Origin of the sequence: Leclercia barmai (genome assembly GCF_049312895.1) — a bacterium.
Classification (GTDB): domain Bacteria; phylum Pseudomonadota; class Gammaproteobacteria; order Enterobacterales; family Enterobacteriaceae; genus Enterobacter; species Enterobacter barmai.
This window is the reverse complement of record NZ_JBMNWZ010000001.1, coordinates 1,309,187-1,325,558: the sequence shown is the minus strand read 5'-3', so window position 1 is coordinate 1,325,558 and position 16,372 is coordinate 1,309,187. Positions and strand designations below refer to the sequence as shown.

20 protein-coding genes are annotated in these 16,372 nt (G+C 56.3%); all 20 read right to left on the bottom strand.

All coding sequences use genetic code 11. The annotated features are described in order from the left end of the window. Positions 1-10: 10 nt before the first annotated feature. Positions 11-781, bottom strand: coding sequence for a phage minor tail protein L (locus tag ACOYA6_RS06330; protein WP_422654283.1), 771 nt, complete (start codon positions 779-781; stop codon positions 11-13). Then, positions 781-1,131: a phage tail protein gene (locus tag ACOYA6_RS06325; RefSeq protein WP_422654282.1), complete on the bottom strand. Its 351-nt coding sequence runs from the start codon at positions 1,129-1,131 to the stop codon at positions 781-783. Before ACOYA6_RS06325 ends, ACOYA6_RS06330 begins: the two co-directional genes overlap by 1 nt. Positions 1,132-1,197: 66 nt before the next feature. After that, entirely contained in the window at positions 1,198-1,356 is a 159-nt protein-coding gene (locus ACOYA6_RS06320; RefSeq protein WP_373407777.1) for a YdcA family protein, read from the bottom strand. Between the two features lie 154 nt (positions 1,357-1,510). Then, a complete protein-coding gene (locus ACOYA6_RS06315; RefSeq protein ID WP_422654281.1) occupies positions 1,511-1,813 on the bottom strand; it encodes a DNA translocase FtsK in 303 nt (100 codons plus the stop codon). Next, entirely contained in the window at positions 1,810-2,232 is a 423-nt protein-coding gene (locus ACOYA6_RS06310; protein WP_422654280.1) for a hypothetical protein, read from the bottom strand. Before ACOYA6_RS06310 ends, ACOYA6_RS06315 begins: the two co-directional genes overlap by 4 nt. Before the next feature lie 24 nt (positions 2,233-2,256). Then, a complete protein-coding gene (locus ACOYA6_RS06305; RefSeq protein WP_422654279.1) occupies positions 2,257-5,394 on the bottom strand; it encodes a phage tail tape measure protein in 3,138 nt (1,045 codons plus the stop codon). After that, positions 5,394-5,681: a DUF1799 domain-containing protein gene (locus ACOYA6_RS06300; RefSeq protein ID WP_422654278.1), complete on the bottom strand. Its 288-nt coding sequence runs from the start codon at positions 5,679-5,681 to the stop codon at positions 5,394-5,396. Before ACOYA6_RS06300 ends, ACOYA6_RS06305 begins: the two co-directional genes overlap by 1 nt. 17 nt (positions 5,682-5,698) lie before the next feature. After that, entirely contained in the window at positions 5,699-6,037 is a 339-nt protein-coding gene (locus tag ACOYA6_RS06295; RefSeq protein ID WP_422654277.1) for a phage tail assembly chaperone, read from the bottom strand. A 64-nt stretch (positions 6,038-6,101) separates the two neighbouring features. After that, positions 6,102-7,034 (bottom strand): phage tail tube protein, encoded by a 933-nt coding sequence (locus tag ACOYA6_RS06290; protein ID WP_422654276.1) that lies wholly within the window; start codon positions 7,032-7,034, stop codon positions 6,102-6,104. A gap of 46 nt (positions 7,035-7,080) precedes the next feature. Further along, on the bottom strand, positions 7,081-7,530 hold the full coding sequence (locus ACOYA6_RS06285; RefSeq protein ID WP_422654275.1) for a phage tail terminator-like protein: 450 nt from the start codon (positions 7,528-7,530) through the stop codon (positions 7,081-7,083). Then, on the bottom strand, positions 7,520-8,119 hold the full coding sequence (locus ACOYA6_RS06280) for a hypothetical protein (RefSeq protein ID WP_422654274.1): 600 nt from the start codon (positions 8,117-8,119) through the stop codon (positions 7,520-7,522). The genes ACOYA6_RS06285 and ACOYA6_RS06280 overlap by 11 nt, the downstream gene beginning before the upstream one ends. Positions 8,120-8,121: 2 nt before the next feature. Beyond that, positions 8,122-8,475 carry a hypothetical protein gene (locus ACOYA6_RS06275; RefSeq protein WP_422654273.1) on the bottom strand — a complete coding sequence of 118 codons (354 nt, stop codon included), beginning with the start codon at positions 8,473-8,475 and terminating at the stop codon, positions 8,122-8,124. A 1-nt stretch (position 8,476) separates the two neighbouring features. Beyond that, positions 8,477-8,959, bottom strand: a complete 483-nt coding sequence (locus ACOYA6_RS06270; protein ID WP_422654272.1) for a DnaT-like ssDNA-binding protein — start codon at positions 8,957-8,959, stop codon at positions 8,477-8,479. Positions 8,960-8,961: 2 nt separating this feature from the next. After that, the gene (locus ACOYA6_RS06265; protein ID WP_422654515.1) at positions 8,962-9,303 is read right to left on the bottom strand and encodes a hypothetical protein; all 342 of its coding nucleotides are present in this window, start codon (positions 9,301-9,303) and stop codon (positions 8,962-8,964) included. A 39-nt stretch (positions 9,304-9,342) separates the two neighbouring features. After that, positions 9,343-10,482: a P22 phage major capsid protein family protein gene (locus ACOYA6_RS06260; protein ID WP_422654271.1), complete on the bottom strand. Its 1,140-nt coding sequence runs from the start codon at positions 10,480-10,482 to the stop codon at positions 9,343-9,345. 16 nt (positions 10,483-10,498) lie between these two features. After that, the gene (locus tag ACOYA6_RS06255; protein WP_422654270.1) at positions 10,499-11,251 is read right to left on the bottom strand and encodes a DUF6651 domain-containing protein; all 753 of its coding nucleotides are present in this window, start codon (positions 11,249-11,251) and stop codon (positions 10,499-10,501) included. A 319-nt stretch (positions 11,252-11,570) separates the two neighbouring features. Further along, positions 11,571-12,677, bottom strand: coding sequence for a phage minor head protein (locus ACOYA6_RS06250; RefSeq protein WP_422654269.1), 1,107 nt, complete (start codon positions 12,675-12,677; stop codon positions 11,571-11,573). A 1-nt stretch (position 12,678) separates the two neighbouring features. Beyond that, on the bottom strand, positions 12,679-14,082 hold the full coding sequence (locus tag ACOYA6_RS06245) for a DUF4055 domain-containing protein (RefSeq protein ID WP_422654268.1): 1,404 nt from the start codon (positions 14,080-14,082) through the stop codon (positions 12,679-12,681). A 4-nt stretch (positions 14,083-14,086) separates the two neighbouring features. After that, a complete protein-coding gene (locus tag ACOYA6_RS06240; RefSeq protein WP_422654267.1) occupies positions 14,087-15,391 on the bottom strand; it encodes a terminase large subunit domain-containing protein in 1,305 nt (434 codons plus the stop codon). Continuing rightward, positions 15,369-16,367 (bottom strand): terminase small subunit, encoded by a 999-nt coding sequence (locus ACOYA6_RS06235; RefSeq protein WP_422654266.1) that lies wholly within the window; start codon positions 16,365-16,367, stop codon positions 15,369-15,371. Before ACOYA6_RS06235 ends, ACOYA6_RS06240 begins: the two co-directional genes overlap by 23 nt. Positions 16,368-16,372 lie beyond the last annotated feature (5 nt).

The following is a 16,372-nucleotide window of genomic DNA, read 5'->3' as shown; positions in this document are numbered from 1 at the left end:
TGATGTCCGGTTATCGGGAGAAGAGAACGGTTGCCGGGAAGCCGCCAAAATCGAGGTTTGCTGCGTTAGGCTCTGCCAGCCCGGCCCCAAAACGCTTACGGCAGTCGCTCAGGCAGCCGCCGCATACGTCAAACGCAGGGTCGGCCACTACATTACCCTTGGCATCGAAATACGCCGTGCCGTTGTAGGTGCAGCCGTCACCGCTGCGGTATTGCCCGCGCAGCGCCCATTCGCAGAGCGAGGTTATCTGCCGGGTCGGGATCACCTGCCCCTGCAGGTCTGCCGGGCTGCTCAGCGACCACGAAACGACTTCATCGTCTTCTGCCGTTTTGGTATCAAGCCAGAAGGTTTGCAGGGAGAAGGCGGTCGGGTCTTCTGTCGGGTTAACGCCGCCCGGGAAGTTCACCGCATCGAGGTATACGGCGTAGGTGTCGATGATGCTCACCTTCGCGTTAACCATGTCTTTAAACTGAAGGCACAGCGCGGTGATATGGCCATCGAGATTGGAAACGCTGAGCGTCGGCTCTGCGGCCTGATCTGTTGACAGCTCCAGCCCGGTCATCTGGAAAGGCCAGAACTCGTATGCGTTGCCATCCCAGATTATCGGCTTCGGTCCCAGTCGGGCCTCGTCGCCGTTCGCCGCGTCAATCTCTGCTGGCGTGTGGGGGAATGGTGCGTAGTGGAAGCGGTGGATCCCGCCGCTGAACTCTGAGGCATCCACTTCGACCAGACGGACCCTGCCGCCCGGTGCCAGCTTCGCCGCCTGGTCGACGAGTGCCATTATGCGAATACCCCATAGGCCCGTTTGATGGTGAAGGTCAGCTCAGAGAATTTGCTGCTAATCTGGTTCTTGCGAACCGAGTTAGCGACAGTCCGGTAAAGCCCCTTCTCTTCGCCAGGCGGCGTGATGATGAAAGCCTTTACGGTATGAGCCAGCAGGAAGTCACGGATCGCGTTTACCTCGGCATCGGTACCGGTGTGCTTCATCGGCACCTGAATGGCCGTGGAGTTGATGCCGTTCTCGGCGACCTGTTCGTATCCATCGCCGAACTGCGCTGCACGCACCGTCTGGTCATATTCAATAGGCCCGGCACCGAGCTGCGAGCGCCAGCCGTAGGTTTCAACTGCCATATTTACTCCATAAAAAAACCCGCCGAAGCGGGTTTTAATTTGATAGTGAGAGCCATTTATAAACAGCTATTTCTGGCAAACCTTCTTAGACTTGCTGATAGTTCCATCATTACAAACAAACTTTTCACCTGAGCAATGCGATATTCCACCTTTCTTACCTGAGCATGGTTTGTTTGCAGCCGTTGCTGTTAGCGAGAAAAGTGACACCAATAGAACAACAAGAATTTTCTTCACATCCCTATCCCCATCAGTTAAAGATAAGATCAATCCTATCAGGAGAAAGTACAGGCGCAACGGCAAATGCTGAATCATTGATCTCAATCGATTAGCGACAAAAAGCCCCGCGTTAGCGAGGCTGGGTGGTCGGTGGGATTGATGGTCACTTTCGGTTTGGGAATGGAATTACGTTGCTCAAGTCTGGAGCCTCGCAATGCGTATCTTTTAATAGAACAGCAGCCTCAATGGTATCAACCAGAACCGAACGCCCAAAGGTTTCAGTTTCTTCGTTAAAACTCATGGGCGTAATTATCCCAATAACCTCCATCCAATTAATGAGCTTTTCTGCTCTATTGAATCCTATCCGAAGGTTTCGCTGAAGGCCCGAAACAGACGGCTTCTGGTTTACAACAACCCACTCTATAGCTTGTGCAAACAGTGGGTCATCGAAGAATTTATCCATCATTTTGGTCCACAGCGGTAGACACTGGCCTTCGGCGGCTCCGCCCCATTAACTTTGCCAATGAAGCCGCTTGCCACTAATGTTGTGTTGAAATTGTCTCCAACCAACTCACCAGTACCGGAAATTGGCATAACTCTTATCCAGCGAGTAGCGTCATCGTTCACTAGAAATGTTGACGCCATGCGAGATCCGCTTTTATCAAGATCCATCGCCACTCCACTATAAGCAGCGTCTCTCCCCTTTTTGATTATTTCGTAATCGACACCATCAAAACTCGCCTTGCCGACATTTATCTGTGGAGAGAATACCTTCCCCTCGCATAGTTCGGTTGCGGCACTTACATTGAATGCTGTAGCCATTAGCAAAGCTACTGCTCCCAGTAAACGCATCATCATCCCCTTGATTAGCATGGTTTGGTCCATGATAACCAGGGGGTAAAGTAAACACTACCGGCCTTTGGTGAAGTTATAGATCATGCCGCCAGGCTTAAGGTGCTTTTGGACCACTTGCAGCGCGGCATTTTGCATCTCCTCAGCAAGCGCACGACCCATGGCATCGCCGGAACTGGACGTATGAGCTGTTGCTGAACCACCAGCATCGACGTTCACAGTAGTATTGATGACTGGGGCCACCCCACCGCCGCCTTGCGCTCTAACGCCTAACCTCCCCGCTGAATCACGCGTTAGGGGCATGATGGCTTCAGCTCCTGCTTCAGCGAATACCCCACCCTTGGCAAACTTAGAGGCACCCTGGAACGTGAAATACTGAGGTGAATCGTAGACGCCATTTACGTACTTGCTGAGACCCGGCGATTCATAGACTCCGCCTTTAGCGTTGAATGTCACCCCTGCAGCTGCGTTCGCATACGCTCCGACTGGCGTAGCGCCACCACCAGAGCCTCCGCTGATCCATCCCATTGCGGCCTGCACTGCGTAGGCGACCATGAGGCGGTTCGTCACATCCAGGATCATCTTGAGCATCGACTTGCCGAACTCTTTAATCGACGCTTTGCCTGTTGTCATAAGCTCGGTCAGCATGTCGCTCAGGCCTGTTAGCGTGGAGCTGGCAACATTCTTCACGGCATCGTAGGTGTTCGTGGCGACGTCCAGATATTCATTCCAGCCACTAAGCGCTCCGGCTTTCCAATCGGCGCGCAGCTTATCCTCTTCAGCGTAATAGTTTTTAAGCGCAGCCAGCTCCTTCTGATAGCCATCGCTCTCAAGGTCACCACTGCCATTTAGCCACCCTTGCCGTAGTTGAGCCTCTTCCCTTAAGCGCTGGGCCTGCCGACTACTCAAACCAGCGCTATCGCTTAATGCGGCAGTCTTTTCCGCCATTTGAGTAACGTACTTCTGAGAACTGTCCTGCAACCGATTCAGTCGTTCCTGAATAGCAATCTGATCACCCAGCCCAGCATTAACTTCTGTCTGAGCCAAAGCTCGGTCTTTGGTCGCCAGCAGAGCCTGTTCGTCTTTCGAAAGCGCTCGGGTTTTGGAAGCCTCCTCCAGGATGCTGAATTTTGAGATCAAATCCCATTGCTGCTTACGTTGCTGGCTTATTACATCATTAAGATCACGATGCTCCTGAAGTGTTTTCAGTTGGGCTTGCAATGTGAGGGTTTCAGCATTGGTACTGTCGAGGCTGCGCGTACCGGTATCAACTTTAGTAGCAGGGGTTTTTGGTGTTTTTACGTCAGCATAGCGTTTTTCGATACCAGCTTTAATCATCTGGTATTCGGAATCGGTATATTTGGCCCGATCCGCTGCAAGCTGCTTGAGTTCCTTAGCGCGTTTTACGGCATTGGATTCAAATTGCTCAAGGTTGTTATTTCGACGCTGCGACGCTTCGAGATCGCGCTGGTTTGCCTCGGCCTCCTTTTCTTTTTGCTCGGCGGCCTGAGTTTGCAGGGCCAGTGTTTTTTCTAATGCACTGATCTGCGATTTGGTCGAAGCAACCAACGCTTCCTGGTCCTTACGACGCTGCGCGGCAGCCACATCCTGGAAGTTGCTGCTTTGGCGACCATAGCCATAATCAGGACTTGCAGCAGCACTACTCTGGAGAGTTTTTAGCGTTTCCTGCTGCGCCTTAAGCCGTTCTCTCAGTCCCTTAAGCGTGTCCTCTGGCGTGACCTGCCGGCCGACGTTAAGCATCTGCTCCCATGCAGATGCCGCACTGTCTTTAATCGCCTTCCAGAGCCGCTCAATATCACCCAGATTCTCCTTAATCTGGCTCGAACGGCTCTTCATGGCGTTGGCGTAAGTGTCCATAGCCAATTTTGCCGCGCCTGTGGCATCCCCTTGCTTTTGCAGAGCAACAATCTGATCGTAAATGGTCGCATTCAGATAGTGATATTGCTCATTCAGGGCCAGAGAAGCTTTTACAGGGTCATCCGCGAGCCGTTTGAAATCAGCGATCGTTTTATCGATAGCCTGCCCTGTGGCGCTCTGCATAGCCACGGCTGAGGCCGCTACAGACTCGAGTGCGTTACCTTTGAATGCACCTGTACCCAACGCGACCGCAATGGCCTGCGCTGCCGCAGAAATTTTACCGGCGCTACCACCAATACGCTCAGCCATATGGGCAAGATCGGCAGAGGTTTTACCTGTGTAGTTCCCGGTCAGCAGTAGCTGGCGATTAAATTCACTCGCCTCCTGGCTTCCCTGGTACCACGCCGTTGCCAGCGCCCCCGCCCCTACAACAAGCGAACCTATCCCGACCGTCAATGGGTTAACGAAGCCAATCATGGTGCGAAGATAATCGCCAACACCTGTCAGCGCTCCTTTGACCCCGCCAAACTGGTCCTTAATCTGGCCGCCCTGCTGGAGCAGGATCAGGAACGGTGACTGCCCACCAGCCAGCTGCGTGGCGATATCAGTGAACTGGGCTGGCAACGTGCGCATGGCCGCGCTGTACTGGCCTATAGAAATACCGGCGCGGCGTGCGGTGGCCTCCTGCCGGGATAACGCCTCAGGCAGCACGTCGGCGACGCCAGAGAGCCGCTCGCGCGTCTGGTTGAGGATGTTGTTGAAGTGTTCGAACTGGGCGCTGTTAATGCGCCCCGCTTCGAAGTGTGCCACCAGCTGCGCATGCTGCTCGTCCAGCGAGTTGAATGCGCGGATCGTCGGGTCGATGGAGCCCAGCAGGTTCTTCAGCGCGGCGGACTGCTTCTCGGCGGCCTGGGTGGCTGCCAGTTCGGCCTGGGCCCGCGCCGCTGCCTCGCCGGTGTCGGTCAGCTTCAGCCGGGTGTCATCCAGGATCTTGTTATAGGCTTGGAAGGTATCGGTATCCAGAAAGCCCCTGGTCTGGAAGTTACGCAGCGCAGCCTGCTGTTCGTCCAGGCGGTTCAGCGCCTTTGTGACCGGGTCGATATTCTCCAGCAGGCCTTTCAGCGCAGCCTGTTGCTCCTTGATGCCTTCGCTACCCTGCTTTGCAGACTCAGCACCAGCGCGGAAAACGCTGTTAAGGTCATCAGCTTTGCCGACGGCACCAGCCGCGGCCTCACCGAGTTTATCCAGCTCATTGCTGGCAGTTTTCAGGTCAGAAACATCGGCCCGCAAAGTAATCGAGGCGATCTGGTCTGTCATTATTTCGTCTCCTTGTGCATTACTTTGAGAGCCTCGCTTTCCATAATCTGAAGGTCAGCCATGCAGGCCGCCGCATCCTCAACCCCGTGTAACTCAAACACCCAGGGGAGAACGTTGTAATCAAGGCCGGTCGCCCCACTCGCGCCAACACGCCACTGGGTCGCCAGCGCAGAGAAGATGGTGAATGATTTCCATACCGACGGCAGGATCCCCACCTCTTCCTCCACGTCCTCAGGCGTCAAACCAAAAGCGGCTAACTCCGCGAGAGTCGGTCCCGGCGTGTACAACGCTGCGGCGACCTGCCTCAGTTTTTTTCGCGTACACCCATCAGCTCTTTGGTATAGGCCAGGCCGATGTTGTCGAACGCGCGCGGGTAGTTCTGCAGGAGGACGATCACATGATCGCGGTTGAACTCGTCAGGCAGTGCCCAGCCGTCAACGATCTCCATCAGGTAGTCGGCCTGTGGCTCGATAAGGGACTTTTTACCTTCAGCGGCTTTGCGCAGCTTTTCGTCCATAACGCGCAGTTCTTCAAGCGTCTTATGTCGGAAGGTGAAGGTCAGCTTGCCGTCTTCGGCACCAGCGCGCGGAATGCTGGCAGTGGCGGGAAAGGTCGGGTTTGGGATCAGGGAGAATTGGGTCATTTCGGTTCCTTAGAAAGGTGCAGGATGGGGCCGTAAAAAAGCCCGGCGAACCGGGCCAGAGTGGTTAGCTGACCGTGACGACACACGCACCAGAGGTGATGGTCTTGCCCGCGGCGTCGGTGACTTCGCAGGTGTAAGAGCCAGCATCGCTGGATACCACAGACGGGATGTTGAACGTCGAGGCCGTTTTGCCCGGGATAGCGGTACCGCCTTTCTTCCACACGTAGGTGTAAGGCGCGGAACCGCCCTGCATGACAACCGCCAGATCCAGCGCAGAACCAGAGGCGACTGATTTGGTTGCAGGCAGGTCAGTCAGGAAGGCCAGCGGCATAGCGGAGGAGTCGGCGATCGGGTAAATCTGCATATCCGATTCGAAGTTCATGCGCGCTTCGTTGCTTTCCACGGCGTTGATTTCGGTGCGTGGCACGCGCTGGAACGACACTTTGGCAGAGTAGTAACGATCCGCTTTCCCGCGAGGGTTGTGGAACCAGACCGCCGTGGTGTCGCTGGAGTCGTCCAGGTCAATCAGACGTTTGTAGATAGCCAGCATCGGGTCGTGCGCGAAGGTGTAGACCTGAACCACGGCATTTTTGAACGTCGGGATGGTACGGGCCTTATCATCCTCTAAGAACTGCACGCTAATGGTCTGCTGGTCACCACCCTCAGTGGACAACGTCATGACCTGTGGCATGGTGATCCACGAGTCGACTTTGCGCAGTGTACCCGCGCCGGTGCCCGCCGGGAATTTCTTGGTGTCGGTGGTATCGAACGCTTCCAGCACAATTTTGGTGCCGGTCACCGATTTAACGCGCAGCACCATGTTATCGAGTTTGAGCCAGCCAGAGCTTACCTGGACGACATCGCCTGCAAGGATCCCGGCAGCGGAGGCAACGGTCAGTTCGCATTCCGTCGCGTTGGAGGCTGCTGTGAAGACAATCGGCGCAAGATAGGCCTTGGCCACGTTCACACGTGACCCGTTAGGGATTGCGAATGCCATTGCATTCTCCTGAATTGAGGAAATAAAAAACCCGCCGGTTGGCGGGTCAGTAATCAGCGCGGTACTGCATGCTGACGGGGGTAGTGTAGGTGATGGATCCGCTACTGCCGTTGGGTGCAGATGTTGGGCGATCCTGTATCGGCGTGCGCACCTGTGGCGGGCCGTTGATGTATACGGTCAGGTCACCATCCACCAGCGGCAGCCCTTCGGGGAAGGAGTCAGCGATGGACTGAGCCAGCCCTCTGGCCTGATTCACGCCACTACCAGCAGGAGCGATGATGTTGAGCTGAAGAATGCCCTGGTACGTACGCAACTGGCCTTCCAGATCCTGCCCAACGGTCTGCGCAGGCAGGATATAAACACGCCCGTATGGCGCATTATCCGGGGGAGTGAACGCGATGTTCGGCCAGGCCACCGGCAGGCCAAGCGACGAGCAGATAACCGCAACACGGCTCTCCAGCAGGCCAGCGATACGCATTGACTGGTCACTGGCCATTGCGCATCTCGCTCATTGCCTCACGGAACATTTGCGCGGCATCCAGCGCAGTGATACCCACCATGCCGCCGGGAGCCTGTGTGGAATGACCGTTTTCCAGCTCTTGGGCATATGACAGGTTATTGGTGAAGTAAATCGAGCTGACCTGCTCCACCCGGAACACCTCGAGCACTGCCAGACCGCGGGAGTTGGAACCCTGGCCGGAAGCGTCCGGCGTATCGTTGGACTGGGTCGGCTGGCTATCAAACCCCACATACCAGTTGTTCTTGAAGCGCCCCCCGACATAGCCATCTGGCTTTTTGATGTCCATCGAGTCGTTAACTCTCAGGCCACGCTTAAGCCGTCCTGATTTGGTCAGGTTGGCAGGAGCATCACGCAGGGTCGCGTTATGCTCCCGCACCGCAGTGTTGTACGCCGTCGCAGTCTGGTTGACCTGCCAGATATCAGGCTGGCCTACCGGAGACATATCCACCAGCTGAGCGAGGATTTTAATACCCGTCCGGCGCACCACCTCCTCTGCTTCCTGCTTTGAACTATCTATGAACAACTGAATGGCAGCCAGGAACGGCTGATTAGCTGAACTAGCCATAGTTACGCCCTCAGTTGGATGTTGTAGGAAATCAGCACATCGGCAGGTTTGACCGGATTCGGTTGCACCACGCGCCATTTCTTGCCGTCGATTTCGATACGGTCATCAATGCGCACTTCCGTTTCGAACGTGGCCGCCAGCTTCTTGTCGCCGGTGGCGATCAGGGAGCCGTCAATCTCACGAGCGGAGTATTCGGTGATGACGCCAGTGACAGTGGCTGTAACTGCGGGCGTGGTGACCTCTTTGCCGAACTGATCGCGGGTTGTGGTGCCGCCGCGGGTCAGCGGATAAGCCTTCCCGTTCTCGGTCAGCAGTCGCGTTGCGGTGTTTCGCATGCGGCGGTAGTCGATTGGCATATCACCCCCTTTCGATGCGGATCTGATTGCCGCCCACCACCAGCCCACGCAACGAGGAGTAGAACCAGGGGAATGACGGTGCCGCCTTATTCGTACCTGGTTCGTACTGGACCGTGACTGCGCCCTCTACGCGCTCCATCGTTACCGCACCACCACCAGCGACCGACGGCGTGAGATCAATCTCCTGCGATTCGAGAGCCAGGCGGCACTGCGCATCAACCAGGCGCTGTGGGATGGTGTCATCTGGCAGGTCAACGCCGTCGAAGCGTACGCCAGCGCGCGGCCACGACAGCGGCTGCGATCCGCTGGAGCGTTGGCCACGCCATGCCTTCCCTTCCAGATAGTCCATTGCCTGTATCAGCATCTGGCCGCACTCGTCGTCATCGGCAGGTACGGTGTAGCCGCGCCCGGTCGCAAACGTGCGCAGGTCGACAACGCTGGCATAGCTGTTGAAGTCAGGCGATTTGGGATCGGCAACCAGCATGCTTACTCCTCCAGACGCCAGCCCACCGCCAGCCAGTTATCGACTTCGTCAGGGTGAACTTCAGCGCTCAGCGGGCCGCTGGGAAACTCTGGTGTATCTCGCACCATAGCCACCAACTCAATACCTGGCTGTTCCTGCTGCTGTTCCTGCTGCTGTTCCTGCTGCTGTTCCTGCTGCTGTTCCTGCTGCTGTTCCTGCTGCTGTTCCTGCTGCTGTTCCTGCTGCTGTTCCTGCTGCTGTTCCTGCTGCTGTTCCTGCTGGGCAGGAGCATATTCAGCTCCGTTCTGCGCGGCAAGCTTTTCAGCCTCACGCTGCGCGCGCTGCTCTTTGGTTAATCCGGCCATTGGGCCTCCTGAAAAACAAAGGGGCCGAAGCCCCAGTGGTTAGCCCATGATGATGCATGCGTGGCGTGGCTTAACGGCAGCAACACCCCACGACAGACCGACTTCATAGCGCACCTGGCGGTACTGGCGGTACAGCGCTACCTGGAAGGTAATGCCGGAAACCGGATCGGTCACGTTCATGACATCATCTGCGGTATCGCCACCTTCTGGCATCGCCGGGGTGCGACTCGCAAGCAGGAATGCGGTACGGGCAAAGGCCATGTTTGGCGCAAACTCGCTCAGCACAGTGACCGCAGCCTGGTCCGCCAGATCCTGACGCAAACCAGGCGCGCTGATGGTGATGCTTGAGGAGGTAGCAGCCACAACCATGTACTGGTTATCGTCTCCGGCAAATTTCACCGCGGCGCCAGCTGCGATCCCGCCGGTACCAGCAGAGATAGCAACAATGATGTCGCCAGCCACCTTCGCGCCATTGACCTTATAGCCAGCAGCCGTGCTCCTCGGGGTGCGGCCGATATTGAATGACTCATGGAGATTGAACCCCATGATTTTGCCGATGATGCCTTCACGCAGCATCCGGTCAGTTCCTGCCTCATTCGTTTTAAACAGCACAGACTGCTTACCACGAATAGATGCCATTGCCTCACCGCCAAGCACCATACGCATATCAGTAGTTGGAGCACCATTATCGGTCAGAATCTGGCGCGCCAGTGCCGCATCGGTCAGGTCGTCTTTGATACTGAACGGGGTATCCTTAGGCGCACCAACAGCGCGGGACGAGTTAAAGAACAGCGCCGCGAGGTCTGCATCCACTTCGTTGGCCAGCGCACGGAACGCCTCCTGGAATTGGTCTGCGAGAATGGTGTTGTAGGTGCCAGCCGGGCCAAGCGCCAACTGCTCTTCACCGTTCCACTTGACCGGGGCCATTTTGGACTTGGTGATGGTTACATCAACCCCATCGATCACCTGCTCGCCAGTGTTTGGCGCGGAGGCTCCTGGGGTGATGTCTTCAGTTTTAGCTACTGGCGCAACTGGCGCACGCACAATCTGGCCTTTGGCTGCGGCATCTGCTTTGGCATTTCGCGCAACGGCAGGGATAAACCCAGTTTGCTCACGGGAAACTACGTTCAGTGCGGTGTAGATGGTCGGGATCAGACCAGTAAGGGTGTTGCCTGCCATTTATGGCTCCTTTCGATTAATCGACGATGCTGACGCCGTCGCTCAGCGCAGCCTGCTTGCCTGCGCCATCCAGAGCGTCAAACGCACCGCGTTTCATGGTTTTTTGCCCGGCCTGATGCTGCGACTGGTGGGAGCCACCGCCGCTGTTACCGGACGCTTTGAGGATGTAGTCTTTCTGCGGATGCAACTCGACCAAAGATTCCAGCGCTTCGTCGAAACCAGCCAGTTCGCCAGGTTTGGTGCGGGAGAACACCTTGTTGCCCTGCCCGTCGTAAGCCACGACCTTGCCGTCTTCGATTTTGAAGTTCTGTCCGAAGTGGGAACGCACGAACTCAGCCGGGATCGCCATCTTCTCGGAGATGAACTTCGAACCACCGAAGCGGCCGCCGATCATCTCGTCGTAGAGCTGGGTTTCGAGCTGCTTGGTCTTGCCGTTCGCTTCGTCCAGCTGCTGCTGGAACACCTTGGTGATTTCGGCCTTAACCTGGTCAACGGCGCCAGCGTCGATCAGCTTCTTCTGGTCGATTTTGGTCATCATTTCCAGGGCTTCGAGTGCCTTGGTCGGGTCGGAGATGCCAGCGAATTTGGCGAGACCGGCTTCCGCCGCTTCCTTCGCCTCACGGTGAGTTTTGGCTTCGCCATTCAGGGAGGTGATTTTGGTCATCGCTGCGGCCGCGTCGAACGGGATTTCTTTGCCGTCATCATGAACGTACACAGGCATACCGTTTTCAACGACCACATTGCCGTTAGCATCAAGTTTGAGTTTCATTGTTTTGCTCCAGCCTTCCGGCCATTGGTAATAGGTCATCCGACCCGGTCACCGCGTCGCATCCGCTCAGCGGCAGGCATAAAAAAGGCCGCCCGAAGGCAGCCTGTTAGATAAATTCGATTGTTATTTCACCGCGAAGCTTGCGGGAGTAAACCTCACCCCGCTTTCGCTTGTGGATCCGCAGCGGGAGTGGATGAACGCAGGCGACGCCTCGTTTAAGGTCGGCCCATACACAGCACTTTACCTCGTTGCCATTAACGAACACCCTGCGCCGGCCACGGCCATCACCCACAAAGTGAAAATCCTCGTTACGCATACCCTATTCCTCAAACGCCGACGCATCCACGCGGCGTAGTTCGTCCAGGGTCAGGAACTCCCCGGCATCGTTGAACATCTCCGGCACTGTGATTTTGCCGTCACGCAGCATCTGCGCACGGGTAACACCCAGCACCTGCTCCTGTCGCGCGTATGGCTGCCGGGCGAGCCAGTCTGCATAGCTGGTATGCGCTGGTACCTGACCGTCCATAGAGGCGCGTGTGGAGTTGCTCAGCTCATCACGCGGAATCTTTAGCTCTTCCCACGACTTCGTGATCAGGATTTCTCCGGAGCGGCAGCAGAAGTGGATTTTGCCGGGGCCGCGCAGATACGGCACCACATGGCCCAGCGGCTTGCCGTCGAGGGTGTAGAGTTTGCGGTCGCGAATAATGCACCACTGGCTGGTATGCGTATCCAGCGTGGAGGACCACTGTTTGGCCTTCACGATATCGCTGTTGGCCTGGGCGAACTCCTGACGCGCCGTGGCGGCCATGTGATTCACAGCGGTGCGGGTCACCACCGAAAGGTCGCGCCGGGATGCGTTGATCACCCCGTCTTCACGATTGAGTTTCGGCGTGCCGGCAACGCGCCGGACAATCTGCTCTACCGTTTCGCCCTGGAGGAAACCGGAGCGCACTGCGTTGGTGATTTTGTCCAGCCGATCCGATTCAAGCTTTTGTCCCCACTCTTTCAGCAATCGTCCCTGGAAAGGCTGCGCCACTGCTGCGGCATAAACCTGCTCGGGTGCGATGCTCTGCAGCAGCACATGCTTAAGGATCTGCTTCGGGATAATGCTGCTGAACAGGTCCAGCTGATACCCGGCCTCATATTCAACGTAATGCGCCAGTTCGCGCGCCAGCGCAACGTTAACAGGTTCATAGGCCTGTTGGTTTAAGTCGCGTACGCCAGCCAGCAGCGAAGCCAGGCGGCGGGCACTGTAGGTATCGGCACGCTTGCCGTCCAGCAGCACCAGCAGTTTGGCAGCCAGGTCAGCATCCATTTTATTCAGCAGCGACACCATGCGCCGTGCGACGCCCGTGCCGTAGCGGTTCACATACAGGCCGTGCGCTATCGTCTCGTCCTGAAGGCGATCGTTAACGGAGCGGGCCATATCACACCTCTTCCAGTGGAGGTTCCGTCAGTGAGGCTGATTCAGCCAGCAGTTCGCTCAGCACCACATCAGGATCTGCGTCAGCGTCAATCAGGTTGAGCTTCTGCAGCACCTTAATCGCGTCAACACGTCGGAGGTCACCACCCTGGCGCAACGACTGAATAGCCAGCGCCGCCGGAGGGTTGAACTCTTTCGACTCGACATCGAGTTCAGTGCGGACATCGACACTGCCCCCGTCTTTCTCGCCGATGTACTCGGCCATGATTTGCAGGATGTTGTCGATCGCATCTTCCAGGCTGGTTGCCATGGTGTAGAGCGGCGACTGTTCCTGCATCTTCTCTTCCGAGGTCTGGTCAACAGACTTGGTCGAGGTGTTATCGGTGCGCAGCAGCTTTGCTCCCGCCTGACGCATCTGCTCCACCAGGTCAGCTAGGGACTCTTTGCCAGCGCCAATGGAGGAACCGGTATGCTCAACATATTCGAGGCCCTGCTCCTGCCGATTGTTAAAACTTGCCGCAGAAGAGGAACCAATCACTAGTTCCTGCCCCTCCTCGAGCCCGAACACGGTTAGGATCGGCACTCGGGCGACATGGAGGATGTTGTCCTGTTCGCTCTGGCTCTGCCAGTGCTTGACGTTCAGCAGCGCCATGTTGAGTAACGGCGGCGAGCCGCACATGAACCCGGTGCGCTTGGTGTAGAGTGTAACCAGCGTTATGTCCTTGCGGGATGTTGTCCATTCGTCGTGCAGCGTCCAGTTCGCCTGGGCATTGTCCCCAGTAGCCTTCCGGTAAATCTGCACTTTCCCGGGTGTCAGGTAGCGAATTTGTTCGACTTTCGTCTGACCGAAGTCGTCACCGTCTTCAACAACAACTTCTTTAATGCGCAACTCGGTGAGCGCAACCTTGCCGCCGGTCATCTTCGATCTCCAGCCGATCACCTGACGTGGGTTAAGCATAGTGACGTACGGGCGCGCGCCGGTGGCCTTCTCATCAGCCTTGGTCTTCACCTGTTCGGCGTTCACCCGGGGATAGTCCACCAGCGCATGGGACAGACCGTACTGCATCGCCAGGCTGAAGAACGCCTGCGCCCATACATCGAGGCGACTGCCCTCCAGATCCACATTCTTCGCGAACTCGCGCAGAGCATCCGGCACGTTCTCACCCAACTGGATAGGCTCCGCGAATACGCGCCCGACGTTCTGGTTGATGGTTTCTTCATATGCCGGCAGCAGAGTAGCCACAGCCAGGCGCTTTTTGTAATCCTCTTTGTCTTCCTTCGGCCAGCGCGGCAGATATGCCTCACCCAGCTCGCGCATATACAGCGTGCCGCCCATCAGGGCGTCGTTAATGTCCCACGCCTGCACCATGTTCCCATAGTCCAGATTGGGTGTTGAAATATCAGGCATGGAGTTAAATCCGTAGGTTGGTGACTTTGCCAGTTGGTTTGATGATCGGGAATTGCTTCACGATGTAATAACCACCAGCATCATTGGGGTGATCGTTATCAGCTGATTTATCCGGCTCGCCATTCGCCGCCCATACCTGCTGTTCCAGGCTGTCGGTGTATACCGGGCAGCGGGTCACGTTGACTTTATAGCGCCGATCTCCGTTGCCGTTACAGAACATGGCGTTCATGGAGTTAATGCGATCTTTCACCGGCGGGTTGGCGGCGTTCACCACCACGCTGAACCCGGCCTGTTTAAGCTGCGCGATATCCGTGGCGCTGGCGTTGTTTGATTTGCGCGAATCGCCGGAAGCATCGGGATAGATGTAAATCTGACGAGAGGCGACATAACGTCCGCCCTCATAGCGCCAGAACTCCTCCTGGATGCGCTTAATCATCGCTGGAGTGTCATAAACCTTCACCAGCTCCCGTACAGCTCTCGGTTCTCGGTCGCGCAGCACATGGACGATGGCTGCCATCTTCCCGACGTTGAAGTCCATGCCGATATACAGTGGTTCGCCTGCCTGCTCCTCATCAGTACAGCCGTTAAGCTGGCGATCGAACTGGTGATAGATGGTGCCACTGGTCAGGTTGGTGAATTTCCCACGCAAATACGCCTTAATCAGTTCTGGCGGATAGGAGTCCATCAGCGAAGGGATGTAATCGTGGGGAAGGTTCGCTTCATTATCGAACGTTGAGGCCTGTATCAGGCCATACAGCGTTGCCAGTTCAGGCTTATCCCGTACAGCTTTAACAAACTGCTGGTATACGAACTTAAAACCCTCTGGCGTGGTGGTCACATCGATGCCGTTACGCAGGCCGTCAACCTTGTAGCGCATACGAGCGATGATTTTTCGCCATGCCTGCTGCGCTTTTGCGGCAGCCATAACATCCAGTTCATCAACCATCGCGTTGCCGATTTTGAAGCCGACAATAGAGCCTGGCTTCTCCATCGAACGGCAGATAGTCGTGCCGCGGTACTGACGTCCGGCGTAGAAGTGAACCTCTTTGTTCCCCTCGTTGATTTTGACATTCATGCCCCAGTCGAAAGCCACCTCTTCCACTGTCGGGTAGAAGATGTCACGGATCTGCGGATAGGTCGGCGCGAAGTAGCCCTGGTTGATTTTGGGGAACTCCCACATCCCTTTGCAGATACCGCCGCAGCCAACCCACGTCTTACCGGAACCGAACCCGGCAACATAGGCCTTAAACTTATGCGGCATTGCGAGGAAGCGCGCTTGGGGAACGTTAAGCGTCGGCGCTATCATCACGAACCCTCGCGTCTACCACGTTAATGTTGATTGCAACTGGTGCAGGAACATCATCATCAGGATCGGCTGCAAGCTCTTTACGGAGTTTTTCGACTTCCAGTTGCCGACGCTCGATTTCAATCTGTTGCAGACGCTGCGCAAACTCGCTATCAACCAGGCCAAGCCGCTTCATCACGGCTTCATACATGCGCTCGCGGCTAATGGCTGTTATCTCAACGCCATTCTTACCCAGCTTCACGCCGCAATAAGCCAGGGCTGCATCAGGAGGAAGTTTCCGGGTATCCGCGAAGTATGGCTGTCCGATCCCGTCGCCATTGCAGCGTGGACAATCAGGGTTAGGCTCCCGGTTGTGGTCGTAGCCATAACCGCCTGGATCCTCAGGAGGTTTAACTCCCTCCTTGCCTTCTAACTTTGCCAGCGCCTCATCGAACTCCACTGCATCGCGCCACTGGTAGTGATGACCGAAGCCCCAGCAATAACGACAGGCACCGCGACGATACTGTGAAAGCTGGTTTGCATCGAAGGTGGCGAGTTGCCACATCTGGGAGAGAACTTCATCGGCACTGCCAAGCGTGCGCTCAATGGACGCTTTCTGCTGACGCTCGATCGCCTGTGCAACTGAAGTTTTCTTAAGTAGCTGATGACCTATCTGATCCGCGGTCTTTGTACTGTACCCTGCCCGGATAGCTGCCTGAGTGGCATTGCGATCCTTAAGGTATTCTGCGACGAAAAGTCTTTGCTGGTCCGTCAAGCCATCATCATCCACCAGCTCAATTGCGCACTTTTCCTTTTGCGCAGTGCGCACTTTCTTCTGCGCAGTTTTTTGCGCAGTTTGCGCAGTAGGCTTTTTGATGTGTCGGCGTGCGGTTGCATAATTCAGTCCCTGCGCTTCACACCATTCCTTCGGTGATACGCCGGTTTCGGCATGGTCGGACAGGAACCGTTGCTGAAGCACGCCCCAGTCCGGTTTTGCCATAAATC